The following is an 18989-nucleotide window of genomic DNA, read 5'->3' as shown; positions in this document are numbered from 1 at the left end:
CTCAGAGGATGGTCCCGTGTTTCTTGTCCGGGAGGTCTTTCTCGACGGTCTCGTAGAACGCAAACCGGTTTGTCAGTTCCGTTCTGAGGTCGCTCGGCGGGACGATGTCGTCGACGACGACCTCGCTAGCCATTCGATGAATGTCGATATCCTCGCGGTAGGCCTCGCGGAGTTCCTGCTCCTTTTGCTGTCGCTCGTCCTCGTCGTCGATCTCGGAGAGCTTGCGGGCGTAGACGGCGTTAATAGCCGCTTCAGGTCCCATGATCGCGATTTCCCCACTCGGAAGGCCGATTGTCGACTCGGGGTCGTAGGCGGGACCGGACATCGCGTAAATGCCCGCGCCGTAGGCCTTCCTGACCACAACGGACTGCTTGGGCACTGTCGCCGAAGACGTGGCGTAGATCATCTTCTTGCCCTGTTCGAGGATGCCCTCTTTCTCGACGCCAGACCCGGCCATGAACCCCGGCGTATCGCAGAGATACAGCAGCGGGATGTTGTAGGCGTCACAGGTCCAGATGAACTGGGCGGCTTTCTCCGCCGCGTCCGGGAAGATGGCCCCGGCACGCTGGGCTGGCTGATTGGCGATAACTCCGACTGGCCGCCCGTCTATCCGGGCGAACGACGTGATTATCTCCTTGCCGTATTCGGGCCGGAGTTCGAGCGTCGACCCGGCGTCGACGACCCGCTCAATCACGTCAAACATATCGTAACCCTTGTTCGGCTTGTCCGGGACAACGGCGTCAATACCCTCCGGCGAGCGCTTCGGGGCCGTCCCACTGGTCTGTGGTGGGTCTTCGTCGGCGTTGTCTGGCAGATAGCCGATGAGTTTCGCGACGAGTTCGCGGGCGTGTTCCTCGTCGTCAGCGATGAGGTCCGCACTCCCGGAGTGCTGTGCGTGGACAGCAGGGCCTCCGAGGTCGTCGAGGCTGATCTTTTCGCCGGTGACCATTTCGACCATCCGGGGGCTGGCGATGGCCATTGCGCTCATGTCCCGAACCATGACGGTGAAGTCCGCGAACACCGGCGTGTAGGCTGCACCGGCGATACAGGGACCGTACAGCACACAGATCTGCGGGACCCGCCCCGATAGCATCGAGTGGTTGTAGTAGAACTTCCCGATACCTTCGCGGTTGGCGAAAAAGCCCGTCTGCTGGTCGATACGGCCGCCCGAGGAGTCCATCAGATACAGCACCGGTCGCCCGGTTTTCAGTGCCCGCTGTTGCATCCGGAGGAACTTCTCGACACCCTTTGCCGCCATGCTGCCACGTTTGACCGTGTAATCGTTGGCCATGAAATGCAGGTCACGGCCCTCGAACTCCGCGGCCCCCGTGATGAGCCCGTCAGCCGGGAGCTGGTCGTCGGCGTCGAACTCCGCAAATTTCCCGTCCTCGAACAGGAAATCGTCACCGAACCACAGGTCGATACGGTCCCGGACGAACAGCTTGCCCTCCTCAGGTAACTGCTCCTTGTACTTTTCCGGCCCGCCTTCGAGGATCTCTGCAATCTCCTCGCGCAGGGCCTCTTCGCGTTCGGTCGGACCGAGGTCGTCGTCGACCGGTTCCGTGGATTCGTCCCGTCGAGTGCTGTCGTACGTGGCACTGGCGACCGTTTCGCCGCTGTCAATGACGAGGGTAATGTCGTCCTCAAAGTGTGTCGCCAGCGCCTCGGCAATGGCCTGTGCTTCCGATTCGGTCGCGTCGTCTGAAATTCTGACTTGCATACTTACTCCTCCAGTACAACCAAGGTGTCACCCATGTCTACGGAGTCGCCCTCCGCGACCGGGACGGACGCGACAGTGCCGCCCGTGGATGCCACCACGTCGTTTTCCATTTTCATCGCCTCCAGCACGCAGACGACATCGCCCGCTGCGATATCGTCACCGGGCGCGACTTCGGTCGAGAGGATAGTGCCCTGCATCTCAGCCGTAATCGCACCCGACGTGGCCACCGGGCCGCCACCGGATGAATTGCCGCCCGAAGCGCCACTGCCGGAGCCGCCACTGGCGTTACCATCACCGGAGACGCGGGGCAGTCCGTCCGTAACGACGACATCGAAGCGCTTCCCATCGACTTCGACGGCGATTTCGTCCGTCGACGCCGATGAGGTGTTGCCGCCGACCTCGTCTGTCCCCCACCGCGCGACGGCCGCGTCAAGGGCATCGTCGGCGAGTTCCTGATCGAGGTATTTCGTCGTGTGCGTCCCGGCGCGGAACGTGTCGTCGTCCAGCATCAATCGATGGAACGGGATGGTCGTGTGGACACCCTCCACGGTGAAATGGTCGAGGGCACGCCTCGACCGGTCCAGACAGTGGTCCCGGTCCTCGCCAGCGACGATGAGCTTCGCGATCATCGAGTCGTAGTCGCCCCCGATCTCGTCGCCCTGCGAGACTGCGTGGTCGAGCCGCACACCGATACTGCTTGGCGGCGCGTACGTCGTCAGCGGTCCCGGCGTCGGCGCGAAGTCCTCGGCCGGGTTCTCCGCGTTGATTCGGTACTCGACGGCGTGTCCGTCTATCGACACGTCCTCCTGTGTAAAGTCCAGTTGCTCGCCCGCGGCGACCCGGAGCTGCCAGCGAACGATGTCGATGCCCGTCACAGCCTCGGTGACGGTGTGTTCGACCTGAATGCGGGTGTTCACCTCCATGAAGTAGAACTCCCCGTCCTCGACGAGGAACTCCACCGTGCCGGCGTTCGTGTACCCGGCTTCGCTGACACCGCGTCTGGCGGCCTCGCCGATCTGCGTCCGCAGTTCGGCATCGAGAGCGGGACTCGGGGCTTCCTCGATGACCTTCTGGTGGCGACGCTGGAGCGAGCAGTCGCGCTCGCCCAGATGACGGACGTTGCCGTGTTCGTCTGCAAGCACCTGCACTTCGACGTGTTTCGGTGCTTCGAGGTACTTTTCGACGTACACGGAATCGTTGCCGAAGTAGGCTTCCCCCTCGCGCTTCGCGCTCTTGAGCGCCTCCGCGACCTCGGCCTCGCTCCGGACGATCTTCATGCCACGACCGCCGCCGCCACCTTCGGCTTTTATCGCGATGGGGTAGCCGTACTCGGCACCCAGTTCGCGCACTTCGTCCGGCTCGCTGACAAGGTCCGTCGTGCCGGGGACGACCGGGACGCCGGCATCCTGCATCACCGTCCGGGCTTTCGTCTTTTCGCCCAGCGTCTCCATTGCGTCGCTTGGCGGCCCGACCCAGGTGATGCCGTCGGTAGCCTCGACGCGGCCAGCGAACTCAGCGTTTTCGGCGAGGAAGCCGTACCCGGGATGGATCGCGTCGGCCCCGGCCCGCTCGGCAACATCGAGTATCGCGGTCTGGTCGAGGTACGACTCGCTTGCGGGTGCCGGGCCGACGTTGTATGCGTCGTCGGCGTACTCAACGTGGCCGGCGTTGCGGTCGGCATCGCTGTAGACGGCGACCGTTTCGATACCCAGCTCTTCACACGCAGCCATCACACGGACCGCGATTTCGCCGCGGTTTGCGACAAGGACTTTCTCGAACATTAGTAGGATCTGGGGAAGCCGAGGTGCTGGCCGATATGGTTGTACGCCATCTGCTGGGAAACCGGGGCCAGCCGTGTCAGGTTGATTTCGCGCCACCAGCGTTCGACGTCGTACTCCTTCGCGTAGCCCCAGCCGCCGAACGCCTGCATGGATTGCTTGACCGCTTCGATGCCAGCGCTGACGGCCGTCGCCTTTGCGACGTTTGTCTCGTAGCCACACTCCTCGCCCTGATCGTAGAGCCAAGAGGCCTTCTCACGCATGAGCGCCGCCGTTTCCATGCGTGCGTACGCCTTGGTGATCGGGAACGACACCGCCTGATGGCTCCCGACAGGCGCGCCAAACACCTCCCGGTCGCTAGCGTACTCGATAGCAGTGTCGGCGGCCAGTTTGCCGATACCGGTCCCGGCGGCCGCAAAGCCGATGCGTTCCGGGTTCAGCATATCGACCAGAGTCCACCAGCCGTCGTCTTCCTCCCCCAGGAGGTTCTCCTCGGGGACCCGAACGTCCTCGATGAAGACTTCACAGGACTTCGAGTAGTTGATGCCGTGTTTGGGAATCGGGGACACGTCGATGCCGGGGTCGTCCATATCGACGATAAACAGGCTTATACCGTCGGTCCCGCGCTCGACCTCGTCGCGTGGGGTCGTGCGCGTGACGAGAATCATGTTGTCAGCCCGGTCGGCGAAGGTAATCCAGGCCTTGTTCCCGTTCAGAACGTACTCGTCGCCGTCTTTCTCCGCGCGGGTGGCGACGTTCAGCGTGTTTGTCCCGGCCTCGGGCTCCGTGATGCCGATAGAGAAGTTTCGCTTGCCGTTGGCGATGTCCGGCAGATAGGTCCGTTTCTGCGCTTCTGTTCCGCTCTCGCTGATACCGGCAGCGGCCATGCCGGCGGTGAGCACCAGATACCAGGTGCCTGCCATGCCACAGCCCTCGGCACAGAGCGTCTCCATGACCAGCCCCATCTCCTGGATGCCCATACCAGCCCCTTCGTACTCCGGCGGGACCAGCAGGCCGTGGAAGCCGGCCGCGGCCAGTTCGTCCCAGAATGCCTCTCCGAACTCGCCTGCTTCCTCTTTCTCGCGCCAGTACTCCGGTCCGTACTCGGCCGCCACGTCCGCCGCGGTCGACCGAATCATCGAGCGTTCCTCTGTTTCTTCGAAATTCATTGTGGTTGTGTCTGCGTTGGCACTCGTACTGCTTGATACCCTGTGTCAGGATTCGACTTCGGCTTCTGCTTCGGCGTCGTCGTGGAGTTCGGTTCGGCGAATTTTCCCGGTCACTGTTTTGGGTAGGCCCTCCCGGAACTCGATTTCGCGCGGGTACTCGTGTGCTGAGAGCTCTTCTTTCACGTAGCTCTGGATGTCTTCTTTGAGCGAGGCGGATGGCTCAGCGTCCTCGCTCGGCACGACATAGGCCTTGACGATGTTCCCTCGCGCCTCGTGTGGTTTGGGGACGACTGCCGCCTCGGCGACCGCGTCGTGTTCACCCAGCGAACTCTCGACCTCGAACGGCCCGATGCGGTAGCCAGCAGAGAGGATCACGTCGTCCGCACGCCCCTCGAACCAGAAGTAGCCGTCCTCGTCTTTGTGTGCCAGATCACCCGAGAGATACCATTTCCCGTCTGGACCGTCGATAAATGCCCGCTGGGTCTTCTCGGGCTTGTTCCAGAACTCGGCGAAGAAACACGGGTAGTCGCCGCGCTGTGCGATTTCGCCCGTCTCACCGGGTTCCAGAACCTCGCCGCTCTGTGGGTCGACGATGTCGGCCTCGATTCCGGGGAGTGGTTTCCCCATCGACCCGGGCCGGAGGTCCATCGTTGGATAGTTGTTGATGATCATGTTCCCGGTCTCAGTCTGGCCGTACGTATCCAGAATCGTGACGCCGAGTTCGTCTTCTCCCCACTCGACGACGCCAGCGCTGAGCGGTTCGCCGATGGAAAGCGCATGCCGCAAATCGAGGTCGACATCCGCAAGGACCTCCTCGTTCTCTCGGAGCATCCGGTACGCCGTCGGAACCGAGAACAGGACGCTAATCGGGTATTCGTCGAGCAGGGCGGCCCACTCGTCGGTGTCGAACTCGCCTTCGTACGTGAACAGCGACGCACCCCAGAACCAGGCACCGAGGGTGTTGATTGCACCCGTCAGCCAGCCGAGGTCACCGGTCGACCAGTACAGGTCGCCGTCTTGAAGGTCCACGGCGTACTTCTGTGTTGCCGCGACGCCGGCGATCCAGCGCTGTTTGTGGAGGACACCCTTGGCCAGCCCGGTCGTTCCCGAAGTGTAGTACAGCAGCGCGTCGTCTTCCCCGCTGGTCTCAGCGACCTCGTACGCCGTGCTCGCGCCATCAAGCGCGGTATTGAACACCACGTCGTCAGCGGGTGCGCCGCCCCCGCGGTCAACGGTGAGTACGTGTTCGACCGACGGGGCCTCGTCCAGCGCGTCTTCGACCGTGTCGCGATTGTCGGTCGTGGTGACGACGACCTTCGCGTCGCAGTCGTCCAGACGGTACGAGATGCCGTCGGGGCCGAACCGCTCGTTGACACTTCCCCAGACGGCACCGTGTTTGAGCGTGCCGACCAGCGCCACGTAGTGCTCCGGAATCCGGGGCATGTATGAAAAGACCCGGTCACCCTGGGCGACCCCGAGGTCGTCGAGAACGTTGGCGAACTGGCTCGAACGGTCAGCAAGCTCCCAGAACGTCATTTTCGACAGCTCTCCGTCGGTCCCGACCTGGTAGAGTGCGACCTGGCCCCGGTCGGTCGCGTGACGGTCGGCGACTTCGTGCCCGATGTTCAGCTCGTTTGGTGCGTCCCAGTCCGCTGCCGCGTATATATCGTCCCAGGAGAACTCGTTTCGCGCTGTGTCGTAGTCCGGGAGGTTGTGGCTGGTGACCATACACCGCTCGGAATACCGGATTCTGGTATAACTGTACCGGTTACTTTTTGCGAAAAACGTATTGAATCTATTTTATTTTTCATTCCTACCTAGGTATTATTCGATTTCAGTATGGCGTAAACAGAACTGATTACAACATATTCGAAGATATATACACGCGAGAGACATATTCAGTGGGGCGATTCGTTTTCAGTCGTCTCTCCGGGAGCGGTGTCGGGTTCGTCCCACAGGACACGAGCCACGTCGCGGACGTCGTTCGGGAAGGAGTTCTCGAACGTGACTCGCGGCGCGATGTAGGTTTCCTTCCAGCGCGGGTCCCACGCCGCGTTCACGTACAGGCGCGAGCCGGTTTCGTTGTCTCGTCGATAGTGAGGGCGTGTCGCTGCCGGTGCATCCGGTTCGCTGAACGTCCAGTCGCGGGCGGGGTGGGATTTCAGCCAGATATCGGCCAGAACGCGGCCGAAGTCCTGTGGCGGAACGTCTTCATCGACGATAACGACCGTGTCGAAAAGCGACGAGAACGAAAAGAGGATGTTCGCGAGTTGCCACTCGAAGCCGCCGTAGAGCACGTCACTAGCGACGAAACAGATACCGAGTTCAGCCTCTGCCGGCAGCATAATCCATTCGACTGGCGAGATGCCCCAGTAGTTGTTGAGTCGGTGATAGAGCGCTGCGGCGGTCACGAGCCCCGTGAGACGGGTGTCATCCGCGAGTGGGCGACCGACGGGGGAGACGGGGATGACCGGGTTTTCAGTAGTGCGGACGCGCTCGACCGACAGCGAGAGCGGGCCGCTCTCGATGACGTATTCCCAGCCCTCTCGACGGTCGGACCGGAAGTCCGGCTTGCAGTCCACGACCGTCGTCTCCATGACGACCTCCGTCGCGCTCGGGACGAGGCCGCCGTTGGTCGGGACGAGCGGGACGGTTCCGGTCACCCCACAGGACTGGATCGGCGTGGCAGTTTGCTCGGTGACAGCGAGCAGGTACGCCGTCGTGATCGCCGCCGGCGGCACGCCGAGCGCTATCGTTATTGTCGTCCCTTCACTGACAAGCGACGACAGCGTGTCCGGGACGCGCACTCTGAGCGTCTCGCCGCCCACGACCGAGCCGTGAACCGGTGCCCAGTGTGTGCCGTCAGCGGTCGAGACCGATGCGACGCCAAGCGTCACTGCGGGCCACGTATCGGTTTCGCCCTGCGGGAACCGCAAGTCCTGTGCGTCGATATCTGTTCCCGAGGCCGCCTGACCCGTGTATGTCGGGTCCAGGTTCCCGCCGGCCGGGCCGAGAGTGCTGATCGTCTCCAGTAGATCAACGAGCGTGGCTTCCGGGTCGAGTCCGAGGCCGAGCGACAGCCGCGACCACGGCCTGGCCTCGCGCTGGTGTGTCTGGTCCGGGCCGCTGAACACACCGCTAACTAGATCACTGCCGGCGGCTCGCTGGAATCGAAGCGCCGGTCCACTCGCGCGGAGCGCCTCCGCCGCAAGCACGTCCACCGGGACTTCGAACGGGCCGTTGAGTCGGACGAGGTCGTCGTCGCCGGCCAGTCCGCGGACGTACTGCGTGAACGGTATCACTGTGACTGCCCCTCCCGCTCGTCGAGCCGGTCGAACCGCGCAGCGTTTAGGCCCGCTTCGACCAGCCGCTCCTGGGCTCGCTTCCGGGTTTCTGTGGTCGCTGCCATCTCCGCCGCGTCACCGTCACTCGTTGCGTCAATGTAGGCTTTGGCCGTCTTCGCCTTCGACGTCCCCACGTCCGCGTTGCCCTTCTCGTCGGGCGTCTGGTAGATGTTGAGCGGAACTTTCGGCATTCGCTCGACGCCGAACTGATGGAAGTCGGCGTCCGGATCGGCCTCAAGCGCGATAGCTGTCAAGACTGCCCGTGGGTCGAGCGGGTCGACAGCAGCGTCGACAAACACGAAGAAATCGATGTGGAGCATCCCCCACGTCGTGAAAATGAAGTTCGCCAGTTCGTGGAGATAGCCCGGATACGGTCGATCCGTCGCGATGACCCAGACGGTGCGAGAGGTGAATCGCCACGGGACCGCCATCGCAACGTCGAATCCGGCGGCCCGAAGACCGACAGTCGCGTCGGGGCCGGCCGCGACGAGCCGGAGCGTACTGGTCGAGTTTTGCCCGTATCCGACACCGCTCCCCTCGACACAAAACGGTATTCGCGGTTCGTGGCGGTGGGTGATCGCATCGACCTCGAACACCGGCATGGAGCGTCGCGGGCCGTTCATGTAGCCGAAGTAGTCGCCGAACGGCCCCTCGTCGAGGCGGTCGTCGGGTCGAACGTGGCCTTCGAGAACTAACTCGGCCGTCGCCGGGACGTACAGGTCATTGGTTTCGCACTGGACGAGGTCCACAGGCTCGCTTTTCAGGCCGCCCGCGAATGCCGCTTCGCTCCGGCCTGTCGGAATCCACATATCCGCAGTACACTCGACGGTGGGTTCGGCACCGATGACGACCGCGACGGGCATCGGTTCGCCCCGGGGTTCGTAGTCGTAGTAGTAGCGGTTGGGTACCTGCTCGCCGGCCAGTAACAGCAGACTGGCCTGGGAGGAGTCGTGGATCATCATGCGATGGCTCGACCAGGTCCCCCACTCCGTGTCGGGGTCCGGTGCGACGATGGTGTGGAGATTCGAGTACCGTCCCCCGTCGCCCTCATGGATATATGGCCACGGAAACGACAGGAGGTCGACCTCGTTCCCCGTCCGCACTGTTTCTTTGCAGGGGGCCTCCTGGCTCGCGACAGTTCGGGGCGCTTGTGGCGCGTTGAGGCGATCAATCACTCGGTCGTAGTACGTACGGCCCGAAAGGCCGCCTGAGAGTCCCAGCGCGCGGGCGAAGTGATCCCAGGGACGCGTCTGGGGGCCGCGGTACGGATCGCCAACCAGTTTCGACTCCGTCTCTAGCCCTGCGATGGACTCGAACACCGGAATCGGGCCGTCGCGGATATTGGCGAGCATCGTCGCCGCGCTCGCTTCGAGGTCCCACGACACCGGTTGGTCAAAGGACCGGAGCCAACCGGTCGTGTCGAGCAAATCGAGGTACTCGCGGAGCGAACTAACCGACATAGATCACTCCTGTTGTTCCAGCACGCGCCTCAGTGGGTCGTCGTCGAGTTCACGGCGGACCTCAGCGTAGGCGTCAAGCAGGGCCGGTCGTTCTGTGGCGAGCTGGTCGAACGCGATCTCGCGAAGCGCATCGGCCGTTGACTCGTACTCGCCGGTCTCGACGAGATACTGTAAGAGGACCTTCAGATCGTCGGATCGTGTATTGAGGATGTTCGACGCCGTCTCCTGTTCGGCCGCCAGATGCGTCACCAGCTCCTGATCGATACCAGTCGCCTCAGTCTCGTCGAGCAGTTCGACGTATCTGGTCTCGCTGACGCTCTCGTGTGGCCCGGCGACGATTGTTAGCGGTTCCGGGTCAGTGAGCGCATCGGGGTCTTTGGCAATCCGAACGCGTGCCTCGAAAATGCGTTTCGTTTGGGCATCCGTGATCTGTAGTGTGGTCTCTGTCTGTGCTTCTTCGGGGAGATGGTCTGCTGACGTGATGTAGTGGTTCGACATTACCTGCCCTCAGTTGTTTTGCTGATGTTCTTAGCAACCTCTTGTCCCTATTGCATATATGTACCGTCGTCAGTCCACCGTTTCACTGACCCGTGCATCCCAGGCACGGTTTGTCGCTCGAATCGGGCTCTGTGAGCTGAAATGCGCGGATCACTAGTATTGAGAGGTTGTCAGAAAGTGTATATTTACACGAGCCAGTATAATGTTTCCTTCAGTTATATATGCCGCTTGATCGAAGCCAGAGTATGCACTGCCAATTGACGCGACTCAGCCGTTTTCGCTTCGATAGATGAACGGATTGTTTCGCCGGTACCTGGTCGTTATCGTCCGGTTTTTACCCTTCGCGCTGTCATTTCTCCGTGACCGTCGGCGGTTCGTCCTTTTTGGCTCACGAAGACAGGTTCCAGACGAGAAGCATCGACAACGGGCCGAGCAGATCCGGGATACGATGCTCGAACTCGGACCGGCCTTCATCAAAGTCGGGCAGGTACTCTCGACGCGCCCAGATATCGTTCCACCGGTGTATGCCGACGTTTTCGGAACCCTTCAGGACGAAGTGCCAGAGGGTGCAGGGGGCGATCCAAAACACGTCGTCGCGGAAGAACTGGGCGACGAACTCGATCAGTCGACGCTCGAACCGGTCGCCGGCGGGTCGCTCGCGTACGTCTATACGGCAGACTATCGGGGTGAGCGAATCGCACTGAAAGTTCGACGTCCCGAATTGAAACCCGTGATAACGCGTGACCTCCGGGTGGTCCGGGGGCTGCTTCCGCTGATTCGCCCCTTCGCTACCGAACGCCAGCAGTATTCGATCCAAAACGCGGCTGACGATTTTGAGGACATCATCCTGAACGAGTTGGATTTCAAGCGTGAAGCGACGATCATGGCCGATATCAGGGAGAACTTCGACGACGATGAGCGAGTCGTCATCCCTGCCATCTACGAAGACCTGTGCTCTGAGCGCGTGTTAGCTATGGAGTATCTGACCGGTCGGAAAATAACCGACGACGACGCTTTCGACGATGTCGACGTGACGCCACACGAGATGGCGACACGGATCATCAATGTGTACCTGGAGATGGGTCTCGTCGACGGCGTGTTCCACGCTGACCCCCATCCGGGCAACCTCGGCGTCACAGACGACGGCCATCTGTTACTCTTCGATTTCGGCATGAGCGAACGCCTGCCACCGACGGTTCAGGACGATATCATCGCCCTCTATCGGGCACTCGTCCGTCGTGACGTGGACGACCTGGTGGACGCGCTCATCGCGCTCGATGTCCTCGAACCACACGTCAACCGCGCCGAGGTCGGCCGGGTGCTCGAACTCGTCATCGAGAACCTCGAAGGCCAGTCGGAGATCACCTGGCGGCAGATCATTACGGAGTTGACGACGACCCTCCGTGCGTTCCCGTTTCGGATTCCGCCGGACGTGATGCTACTCATCCGGGTCGGGACCGTCGGTGAGGGCGTCTGTCGACAGCTCGATCCGGAGTTCGACTTCCTCGCCGCTGTTCGCTCGTTTCTCGTCGAACAGAACCTCATCGAGAGTGAATTGGACGCAATCATCGAGGAAACGTGGGCGGACGTGCGCCGGTCGCTTCCCGCGCTGGCACGGGTCCCGTCACGAGTCGACCGAACGTTGTATCGGCTCGAACGTGGTGAACTGGTCGTCCGTACGGAACCGGCTGATGGACATGGAATAGGGGAGCGGAATCTCGGTTACGCGGTGATCGCCGGAGCGCTCATCGTGGCAGCAGCGATTCTGACCTTTCACCAGCGTCCGTACGAGATCCCAGTACTTGCCGTCGCCGCCGGCTTTCTCCTCGTCTACCTCGTCGACATCGAGTCGTAGCTCCTGCCTCACCGGGTCTCCAGAAGAACAAACAGCAATCCGACCGAGAGTCGGAATGCAGGTGACGGCACAGGTGTAGTCGGCTCATCCGGAATGGCTCGCGCAGTTCTCCGGTCATCAGGGAAAAACCGAGCACGGCTCCGAAGTCGCCACAGCAGACGACCGATACCGGCTCTCACACCCGAAGTTTGACAACTTGGAGGCATGAACCCCTAGAGAATGGTCGCGATCATCGATTCGCTCCTCCTTCGTCTCCTCGTTGCATTCGGTATTGGTGCTCTCATCGGACTGGAACGGGAACAGGCGAAATCTGGGGGCACGTTCGCTGGCAGCCGGACGTTTCCGCTGTTTGCCCTCGTCGGTGCAACCGCCCAGGCGTTCTTTCCGGCCCTCTTACCCGTCACTGTCCTCGCTATTGCAGTCCCCCTGACCGTCGCGTATGCCGGGAAAGTGCTGACTGAAGGGGATATCGGACTCACGACGGTGACCGCTGCCTTGCTCACTGTCCTTCTGGGTGCGTTGGCAGTGTCCTCCGAACGCGGGATGCTGTTCGCGATCATTCTCGGCGGGAGTGTCACTGTCCTCATGTCGGCGAAACCCATGATCCACAGTTTCGTCGACCAGATCGACGAGCGGGAACGCCGTGCCTCGCTCAAATTCATCCTCGTCGTGGTGGTCGTGCTGCCGATCCTGCCTGATCGTGAACTCGATGTCCTATACGGCCTCAATCCGCGGTTCATCTGGCTGATGGTCGGCTTTGTCACCGGCCTGAGCTTCGCTGCCTACATCTTGAGCCGGTTTCTCGGAGCCAAGCGGGGGATCGCCCTCACGGGAATCCTCGGCGGGTTCGTCTCTTCGACCGCGACGACGGTCTCGATGGCCGAGCGGATCAGTGAAACTCCAGAGCTCTACAAGATCGGCTCGTTCTCGATTGTCGTCGCGTCGATCGTCATGTTCCCGCGCGCACTCGTCGAGGTCGCCGTCGTCAACCCGGCCTTACTCCCTCGCGTCGTCGTTCCGCTCGGAGTAATGACTGGTGTCGGCGTGGGTATCGCCGGCATCGTCTACTGGCAATCGACGACAGAGTCCGCGGTCGAGACCGATCTCAAGAACCCGTTTCGTCTCCGACCGGCACTGTTTTTCGGCGCTGTTTTCGCTATCGTGCTCCTCGTGTCCCAGTCCGCGAATACCTGGTTCGGCGATTCGGGTATCTATGCGACTGCGTTCCTCTCGGGGCTCGCTGACGTCGACGCCATCACGCTTACGCTGAGCGCGCTCGAAGCGGACGGTGAGATCTCGCCCGAAGTAGCGACTACCGGCATCGTCATCGGCGCTATCGCGAATACGCTCACGAAAGCCGGACTCGCGTGGCTACTGGGGACGGTCGAACTGGGCCGGCGAGTGACGGTCGCTCTTGGAATCGTCGCCGTCGCCGGCATCGCTGTCGTCGTCCTCTAATCCGTTGGGCCACCGAAGCCACGTCAGTCCCGAAAAATCGCGTCCGGAAGCCGTGAAGAAACTACCTGCGAACGTACGAGATATCGGGAAGCTCCGAGAAGCCCGCAGAATAGCCTGTAACGCAGTGATGGGCTGGCAGACGGTCAGATTACCGGTCCGGCTCGATTCGCGACAGCCGCATCGCGTTTCCGGTGACGCCGAGGCTCATCCCCATGTCGCCGACCACGACCGCGAGCGCGACACTAACCAGCCCTAGTGGGACACCCAGTGCGAGCAGGAACTTCGCGCCGAGGCTCACCCAGATGTTCTGCCGGATCACGCCGTTGGCGGTGTGTGACAGCTCGTACAGGTAGGGGAGCTTCCCGATATCGTCGCCCATTAGTGCGATGTCCGCCGTTTCCAGCGCGGTGTCGGTGCCGGCAGCGCCCATCGCGATACCGACTTCCGCGGTGGCGAGCGCGGGCGCGTCGTTGATCCCGTCGCCGACCATCGCCACCTCGCCGTACTCCGCCTGCAACCCCTCGACTGCATCGACCTTCTCGTCCGGCAGGAGTTCGGCGCGGTACTCGTCGACGCCGACCGCGTCGGCGATAGCACGGGCGGTACCCTCGTTGTCGCCGGTCAGCATCACGACGTGCTCGACACCCAGCTCCTGTAAGCGCTGGACAGCCTGCTTCGAGGCGGGGCGTACCTCGTCGGCGATGGCGATGGCACCCAGCAGCTTCGACTCCGTTCCGACGATAACGACCGTCTTGCCCTCCCGCTCCAGTGCGGCGAGTGCATCCTCGGCGAACGCCCCGTCGTCGGACGCAGCCGTTTCTTCCGGCACGATGCCACCGTCAGACCGATGCGCTGACGAGGCTCCGGTCGCTCCGCTCCCGGGGACACCGTCTGGGTCGCGGCGGGCCCGCGAGAGATCGAAGCCCAGTTCCTCGAAGAGCGCGGGCTTGCCCGCGTAGTACGTCTCGCCGTCGATCTCCCCGCGGATACCCTTCCCGGTGAGGCTCTCGAAGCCCGTCAGGTCGGGGCGGTCGCCCACACCCTCCTCGTTTGCACGGGCGAGGATCGCCGTGGCGATCGGATGCTCGCTGCGCCGCTCCAGTCCGGCGGCGTGACTGAGGAGCGTCGCCGCATCCGTGTCGCCGGCAGGGACGACGTCGGTGACGGCGAGTTCGCCCTTCGTGAGCGTGCCCGTCTTGTCGACGGCGACGGCGTCGACCCCGCCCATCGCTTCGAGGTAGTTACCGCCCTTGATGAGGACGCCGTTCTTCGCGGCGCTGGTGATGCCCGAGACCACCGAGACGGGCGTCGAGATGACGAAGGCACAGGGGCAGGCAATCACCAGCAGCGTGAGCCCGCGGATGAACCACGTCTGCCAGTCACCGGCGAACGTGAGGCCGTACCCGGCCACGCTCACTGACACTGGGTCGGCGATGACCAGTGGCGGAATGGCGGCGGTCAGAATCGCCAGCACGACGACGACCGGCGTGTAGTAGCCCGAGAACCGGTCGACGAACTGCTCGGTGTCGGTCTTTTTCGCCTGTGCGCCCTGCACCATCTCGATGATGCGCGAGAGCGTCGAATCGCCCGCCGTCGACGTGACTTCCACTTCGAGATAGCCACCCTCGTTGATGGCACCGGCGTACACTTCGTCGCCAGCGGCCTTGTCGACGGGGACACTTTCGCCGGTAATCGGTGACTGGTCGACCGCACTCTCGCCCTCGACGACAGTACCGTCGAGCGGGATTTTGTCGCCGGGGCGGACGACCACGGTCTCGCCGATCTCCACCTCGTCGGCGGGCACCGTCACTTCCTCGCCATCGCGCATGACAGTCGCCTCGTCCGGTGATAGCTCCATCAGCTCGCGCAGGGAGTCCCGTGCCCTGTCCATCGCGTAGTCTTCGAGCAGCTCGGCGATGCTGAACAGGACAGCCAGCGTCGCGGCCTCGACGAAGTAGCCGATACCGGTCGCGGCGATGATAGCCGTCCCCATCAGCAGGTCGATGTCGAGGCTCAGATTCTTCGCCGAGTAGTAGCCGCTGCGGACGACAGGGGCGCCGCTGGCGGCGACGGCCCCCAGGAACAGCACGTCGGCAACGGCCAGTGGATAGCCGAGAACACTTGCCACCGCGATATTCTGTGCTGTCAGGAGAAACTCGAAGAGGAGACCGAACGTGACCAGCGCCGCGCCGATCCACGTCTTCATGGCGCGGGGACTCGTCCAGACCTCCGAGGGCGGCGCGATATCGGCGCCGCCACCCATCTCCGCTTGCTCATCGCCGTCGGAGGCCGGGCCGCCGACGACCTCGTAGCCAGCAGCCTCGATCGCCTTGACCACGTCTGCCTCGCCCGTGCGTTCGGAATCGTACGTGACACTGGCTGTACCGGTGGTCGGCTGGAGCGTGGTGTCGACAACGCCGTCGACACGCTGGAGACTTTTGTCGACTTTCTGGGCACAGGAGGGGCAATCCATTTCGGGGACTGTGAGGCGGACAGTCAACTCCTGTTGCTGACCGCCCCCACTTGCCTGCCCCGTCGAATCCGGATTCTCTGTCATCACTTCATGATAGGCGCGTGAGTTCGATAAGGCTTTGTTGGAATATTCCAACCCGATGGGTCAACGTGATACCGAGGACTCCTCGCCCACTCGGCTGCCCGCGACGTACTGCTTCGCCAGCTGTTCCTCAGCCCGACGCAGTCGGTAGGTGAGCGTCGACCGGGGGACGTCGAGGTGCTCGGCTAACTCGCCGACGTCGACCTCTCGGGGTGACTCGTAGTAACCGTGCTCGACAGCGGCCCGGAGTGCGGCCTCTTGCTCCGGCGATAGGGCACCCTGTGTCCCGTCGGATTCTCGCATCGACGCCGTCGTGTCCGCAGTGCGGAGTATCTCCATCTGGGCACTTTCCCCGACGGCCGCCGCGAGGTCGTCGAAGAACGCGGCCACGTTACCCTCGCCGGAGTGAATGAGTCGCCACGTATAGTGATGCCCCTCGTGGCGCGTCTCGAACAGTACGCCCTCTCCGAGGTGATCGCGGGCGATGTGGGGAACCGAAGCACAGGCGGGGGTGCGTTCCCAGTCGGAGTAGAGGACAAGCGTGTCGTCGGCGCGGTCGAGGACGCGAGTGGTCTGGGTGGCTCCGCAGTCCTCGGTGGCGAGACAGTCGGCGTAGTAGTCGCTGGTGAGAAAGGCGTCTTCGATGGCGTCGAGCGCCTCGGGAGTTCCGGTAGCGTGGTCGACGCGCCAGAGACGGTCAGCAGTGGCGTGCAGCGAGAGCGAGCGGACACGGGCGTTGGGGTGTTCGGCGAGAGCGTCTGCAACCCTGTTGCAGCCCGGCTCGTAGTCGAGAGCGAAAACGAGTTCGCGCATACGCATCGTAAGCAGCGGTTCGATAAAACACGTCGGGACGATGCCGTTCAGCCTTGACTTCGGGACGCTCCGCTCATCGTTGACGACAGTCAGAGCACGTCATCGGTATCGAACAGGCCCCGCATTCATTGGATCGCAATGGCTTGTCGCTCGCGGTCCGGAATTCCGTCGGAGAGATTGTCTATGTCTGCTCTCCGTCTAACAGCGGAACCAGTGGGGTGGCTAACAGCGGAAGCGGTGGGGTTACGGGCTTTTTTTCAGGAGTTCTGACAGCCCTGTTTTGATCGAGCTGATGGATTGCTCTAGCTCGAATTCCTTGTACTTTCCACCGCCTTTCCCCCGGTTGTACTCCGCTGAGGACACAATTCCGAGTTGTGTGAGCTCACCGAGATAGTCACGGACCGAGCGCTCTGAAACCGGGTCCAGACCCTCATCACGGGCTAACTCCTGATACGCACCCAGGATGTCTCGTGTCCGGGCTGGCGTGTCATCGTCTTCGGCGAGCCCGGTGAGCGCATAGAGAACGAGTTGGCCGTGATCGGAGTAGTTACGGATACCTTCAACGACCTGATCGGTCTGTAGCCGCTGCCGGGCTTCGCGTACGTGATGTTCCGTTACGAGTTCATCGTCGTACTCCCGAGCGAGGTCTCCGGCCTCAAGGAGGAGGTCCAGAGCCTGGCGGGCGTCCCCGGAGTCTTTCGCGCCGTACGCAGCACACATTTCGATGACGCCGTCATCGAGGACATCGTCCTGAAACGCGACAGCCTCACGCTGTTTCAGAACGAGCTGAAGCTCGTTGGCGTTGTACGCCGAGAAAGACACTTCCTTTTCACAGAGACTCGACCGGACTTTCGAGGACAGTTGGTTGCGGAAATCGAGATCGTTCGAGATACCGATGACGCCCAGTTTCGCTTCGGAGATGTCACCGTTCGATCTGGCGCGAGGAAGTTTGTACAGCAGCGAATCGTCTTCGATGTGATCGACTTCGTCGAGAACGATGAGTACCGTGCCGCCCAGGTCATCGAGTGCGTCGAAGAGGAATTGATACACTGAAGCCTGTGGATATCCGGTGTTGGAGATTTGATTCGCCGGATCACGAAGTGTGTTGACGATTGCGACCGCGGCCTGATAGCTCGAATTGAGTCCATCGCAGTTGACTTCGACCGTACTGAGGTCCAGTCCGTCGACATCTGCTGCATCGCGTTCCAGGGCGGAGAGGAGGTATCGGGTGGCAGCAGTCTTCCCGACACCGCTTTTCCCGTACAGGAAGATGTTCGACGGAGTTTCGTTGTTGATGACTGGCTGGAGAGCAGCGTGATACTTCTGGAGCTCCTCGTCACGTCCGACGAGCTCCTCAGGAGTCCACTCTTCGAGTAGTGCCTCGCGTTGTTCGAATATTGTGGAGGTGGGCGAAAACGTAATATCGCTCATTTGTGTGTAGTTGCAACACGGAGTGTCTTAACCTTTGGTTCCGCTGCTTCCGCTGTTCGGTTGGGTATATAAATGATTGACCCCGCCACTTCCGCTGTTAGATGAGAGGGGAACACCTGACTGACCACTCCCCCACCCCACCGCTTCCGCTGTTAGATGGGAAATGGGATAGCAATCCTCCTACTCCCCCACCCCACTACTTCCGCTGTTAGATGAGAAATGGGATAGCGACCCTCCTACTCCCCCACCCCACCGCTTCCGCTGTTAGCGCGGTAGCCGAGAAGTTCCCTGGTCGAGGAACGGGATCGAGTAACTGCGAGTGGTTAGACAGCAGGATTTCGCGGGATTGTAGCTGTAGAGCGACACACCCACCCCACTACTTCCGCTGTTAGCTCGATGGAAAGGGGTATACGCTGTGGGACCACGCTGTTTCTCCACCCTGAACAGGTCGAGTATCTTGGGATACCTCTTCTTCGACCCCTACCCCCACCCCACTGGTTCCGCTGTTAGGACCGAAATTTGGTGGTGACCTATCCAGATCGCGGCCTGAATATCTCTAGAGCTAGTAAATAACTTCAAGTGTCTCAGTAATAAACCATAACCGTAGGACGTTATCACAAAATAGCAAAGCACCCCCTCCCATGGGGGTGGTGCCGTCTATTTATTCCCTAACAGCGGAACCAGTGGGGTGGGGGTGTGGACCCATTCTTGTTACAGTTGCTGGGGCAGGCCATCCACAACTTCCAGTCGAGGCGGAGAGTCGGCTGAGGCGTCTATCGACTCGACACAGCGGTGAACCATACGGCCCAAACTTACGCCGACAGACGATACCCGGAGTAGACTTTATTCATGAGCGAGAGTAAGACAACCGCTCGGTAAGCGTACGGATTGACTGAATCCAGAACTGTA

At 61.8% G+C, this 18989-nt stretch carries 12 protein-coding genes; 2 read left to right on the top strand and 10 right to left on the bottom strand.

Annotated elements, in window-relative coordinates:
- Position 1: 1 nt before the first annotated feature.
- From GJ630_RS01885 to GJ630_RS01855, 7 genes are all read right to left on the bottom strand, one after another.
- Positions 2 to 1720: an acyl-CoA carboxylase subunit beta gene (locus GJ630_RS01885; protein WP_014030908.1), complete on the bottom strand. Its 1719-nt coding sequence runs from the start codon at positions 1718 to 1720 to the stop codon at positions 2 to 4.
- 2 nt (positions 1721 to 1722) lie between these two features.
- Positions 1723 to 3501, bottom strand: a complete 1779-nt coding sequence (locus GJ630_RS01880) for an acetyl-CoA carboxylase biotin carboxylase subunit (protein WP_064287172.1) — start codon at positions 3499 to 3501, stop codon at positions 1723 to 1725.
- Positions 3501 to 4667, bottom strand: a complete 1167-nt coding sequence (locus GJ630_RS01875) for an acyl-CoA dehydrogenase family protein (RefSeq protein ID WP_191449301.1) — start codon at positions 4665 to 4667, stop codon at positions 3501 to 3503. The genes GJ630_RS01880 and GJ630_RS01875 overlap by 1 nt, the downstream gene beginning before the upstream one ends.
- Before the next feature lie 45 nt (positions 4668 to 4712).
- Positions 4713 to 6395 carry an acyl-CoA synthetase gene (locus GJ630_RS01870; RefSeq protein WP_014030911.1) on the bottom strand — a complete coding sequence of 561 codons (1683 nt, stop codon included), beginning with the start codon at positions 6393 to 6395 and terminating at the stop codon, positions 4713 to 4715.
- A 170-nt stretch (positions 6396 to 6565) separates the two neighbouring features.
- Positions 6566 to 7969 (bottom strand): UbiD family decarboxylase domain-containing protein, encoded by a 1404-nt coding sequence (locus GJ630_RS01865; protein WP_050036540.1) that lies wholly within the window; start codon positions 7967 to 7969, stop codon positions 6566 to 6568.
- The gene (locus tag GJ630_RS01860; RefSeq protein ID WP_151104037.1) at positions 7966 to 9471 is read right to left on the bottom strand and encodes a UbiD family decarboxylase; all 1506 of its coding nucleotides are present in this window, start codon (positions 9469 to 9471) and stop codon (positions 7966 to 7968) included. Before GJ630_RS01860 ends, GJ630_RS01865 begins: the two co-directional genes overlap by 4 nt.
- Before the next feature lie 3 nt (positions 9472 to 9474).
- Positions 9475 to 9969 carry a hypothetical protein gene (locus tag GJ630_RS01855; RefSeq protein ID WP_014030914.1) on the bottom strand — a complete coding sequence of 165 codons (495 nt, stop codon included), beginning with the start codon at positions 9967 to 9969 and terminating at the stop codon, positions 9475 to 9477.
- 289 nt (positions 9970 to 10258) lie between these two features.
- Between GJ630_RS01855 and GJ630_RS01850 the strand changes: the two genes are divergently transcribed.
- Both GJ630_RS01850 and GJ630_RS01845 read left to right on the top strand, forming a co-directional pair.
- Positions 10259 to 11824, top strand: a complete 1566-nt coding sequence (locus tag GJ630_RS01850; protein ID WP_050036539.1) for an AarF/ABC1/UbiB kinase family protein — start codon at positions 10259 to 10261, stop codon at positions 11822 to 11824.
- A 219-nt stretch (positions 11825 to 12043) separates the two neighbouring features.
- Positions 12044 to 13282, top strand: a complete 1239-nt coding sequence (locus GJ630_RS01845) for an MgtC/SapB family protein (protein WP_014030916.1) — start codon at positions 12044 to 12046, stop codon at positions 13280 to 13282.
- Between the two features lie 148 nt (positions 13283 to 13430).
- Here GJ630_RS01845 and GJ630_RS01840 read toward each other — a convergent pair whose 3' ends face one another.
- The 3 genes from GJ630_RS01840 to GJ630_RS01830 form a co-directional block, all read right to left on the bottom strand.
- A complete protein-coding gene (locus GJ630_RS01840) occupies positions 13431 to 15839 on the bottom strand; it encodes a cation-translocating P-type ATPase (protein WP_191449300.1) in 2409 nt (802 codons plus the stop codon).
- Between the two features lie 60 nt (positions 15840 to 15899).
- Positions 15900 to 16649: a helix-turn-helix domain-containing protein gene (locus tag GJ630_RS01835; RefSeq protein WP_014030918.1), complete on the bottom strand. Its 750-nt coding sequence runs from the start codon at positions 16647 to 16649 to the stop codon at positions 15900 to 15902.
- A gap of 243 nt (positions 16650 to 16892) precedes the next feature.
- Positions 16893 to 18080 (bottom strand): orc1/cdc6 family replication initiation protein, encoded by a 1188-nt coding sequence (locus GJ630_RS01830; protein WP_050036536.1) that lies wholly within the window; start codon positions 18078 to 18080, stop codon positions 16893 to 16895.
- Positions 18081 to 18989 lie beyond the last annotated feature (909 nt).

Origin of the sequence: Haloarcula sp. CBA1122 (assembly GCF_009741785.1) — an archaeon.
GTDB classification, from domain to species: domain Archaea; phylum Halobacteriota; class Halobacteria; order Halobacteriales; family Haloarculaceae; genus Haloarcula; species Haloarcula hispanica.
The sequence above is the reverse complement of the archived record's forward strand: the minus strand, read 5'-3'. Positions and strand labels throughout refer to the sequence as shown.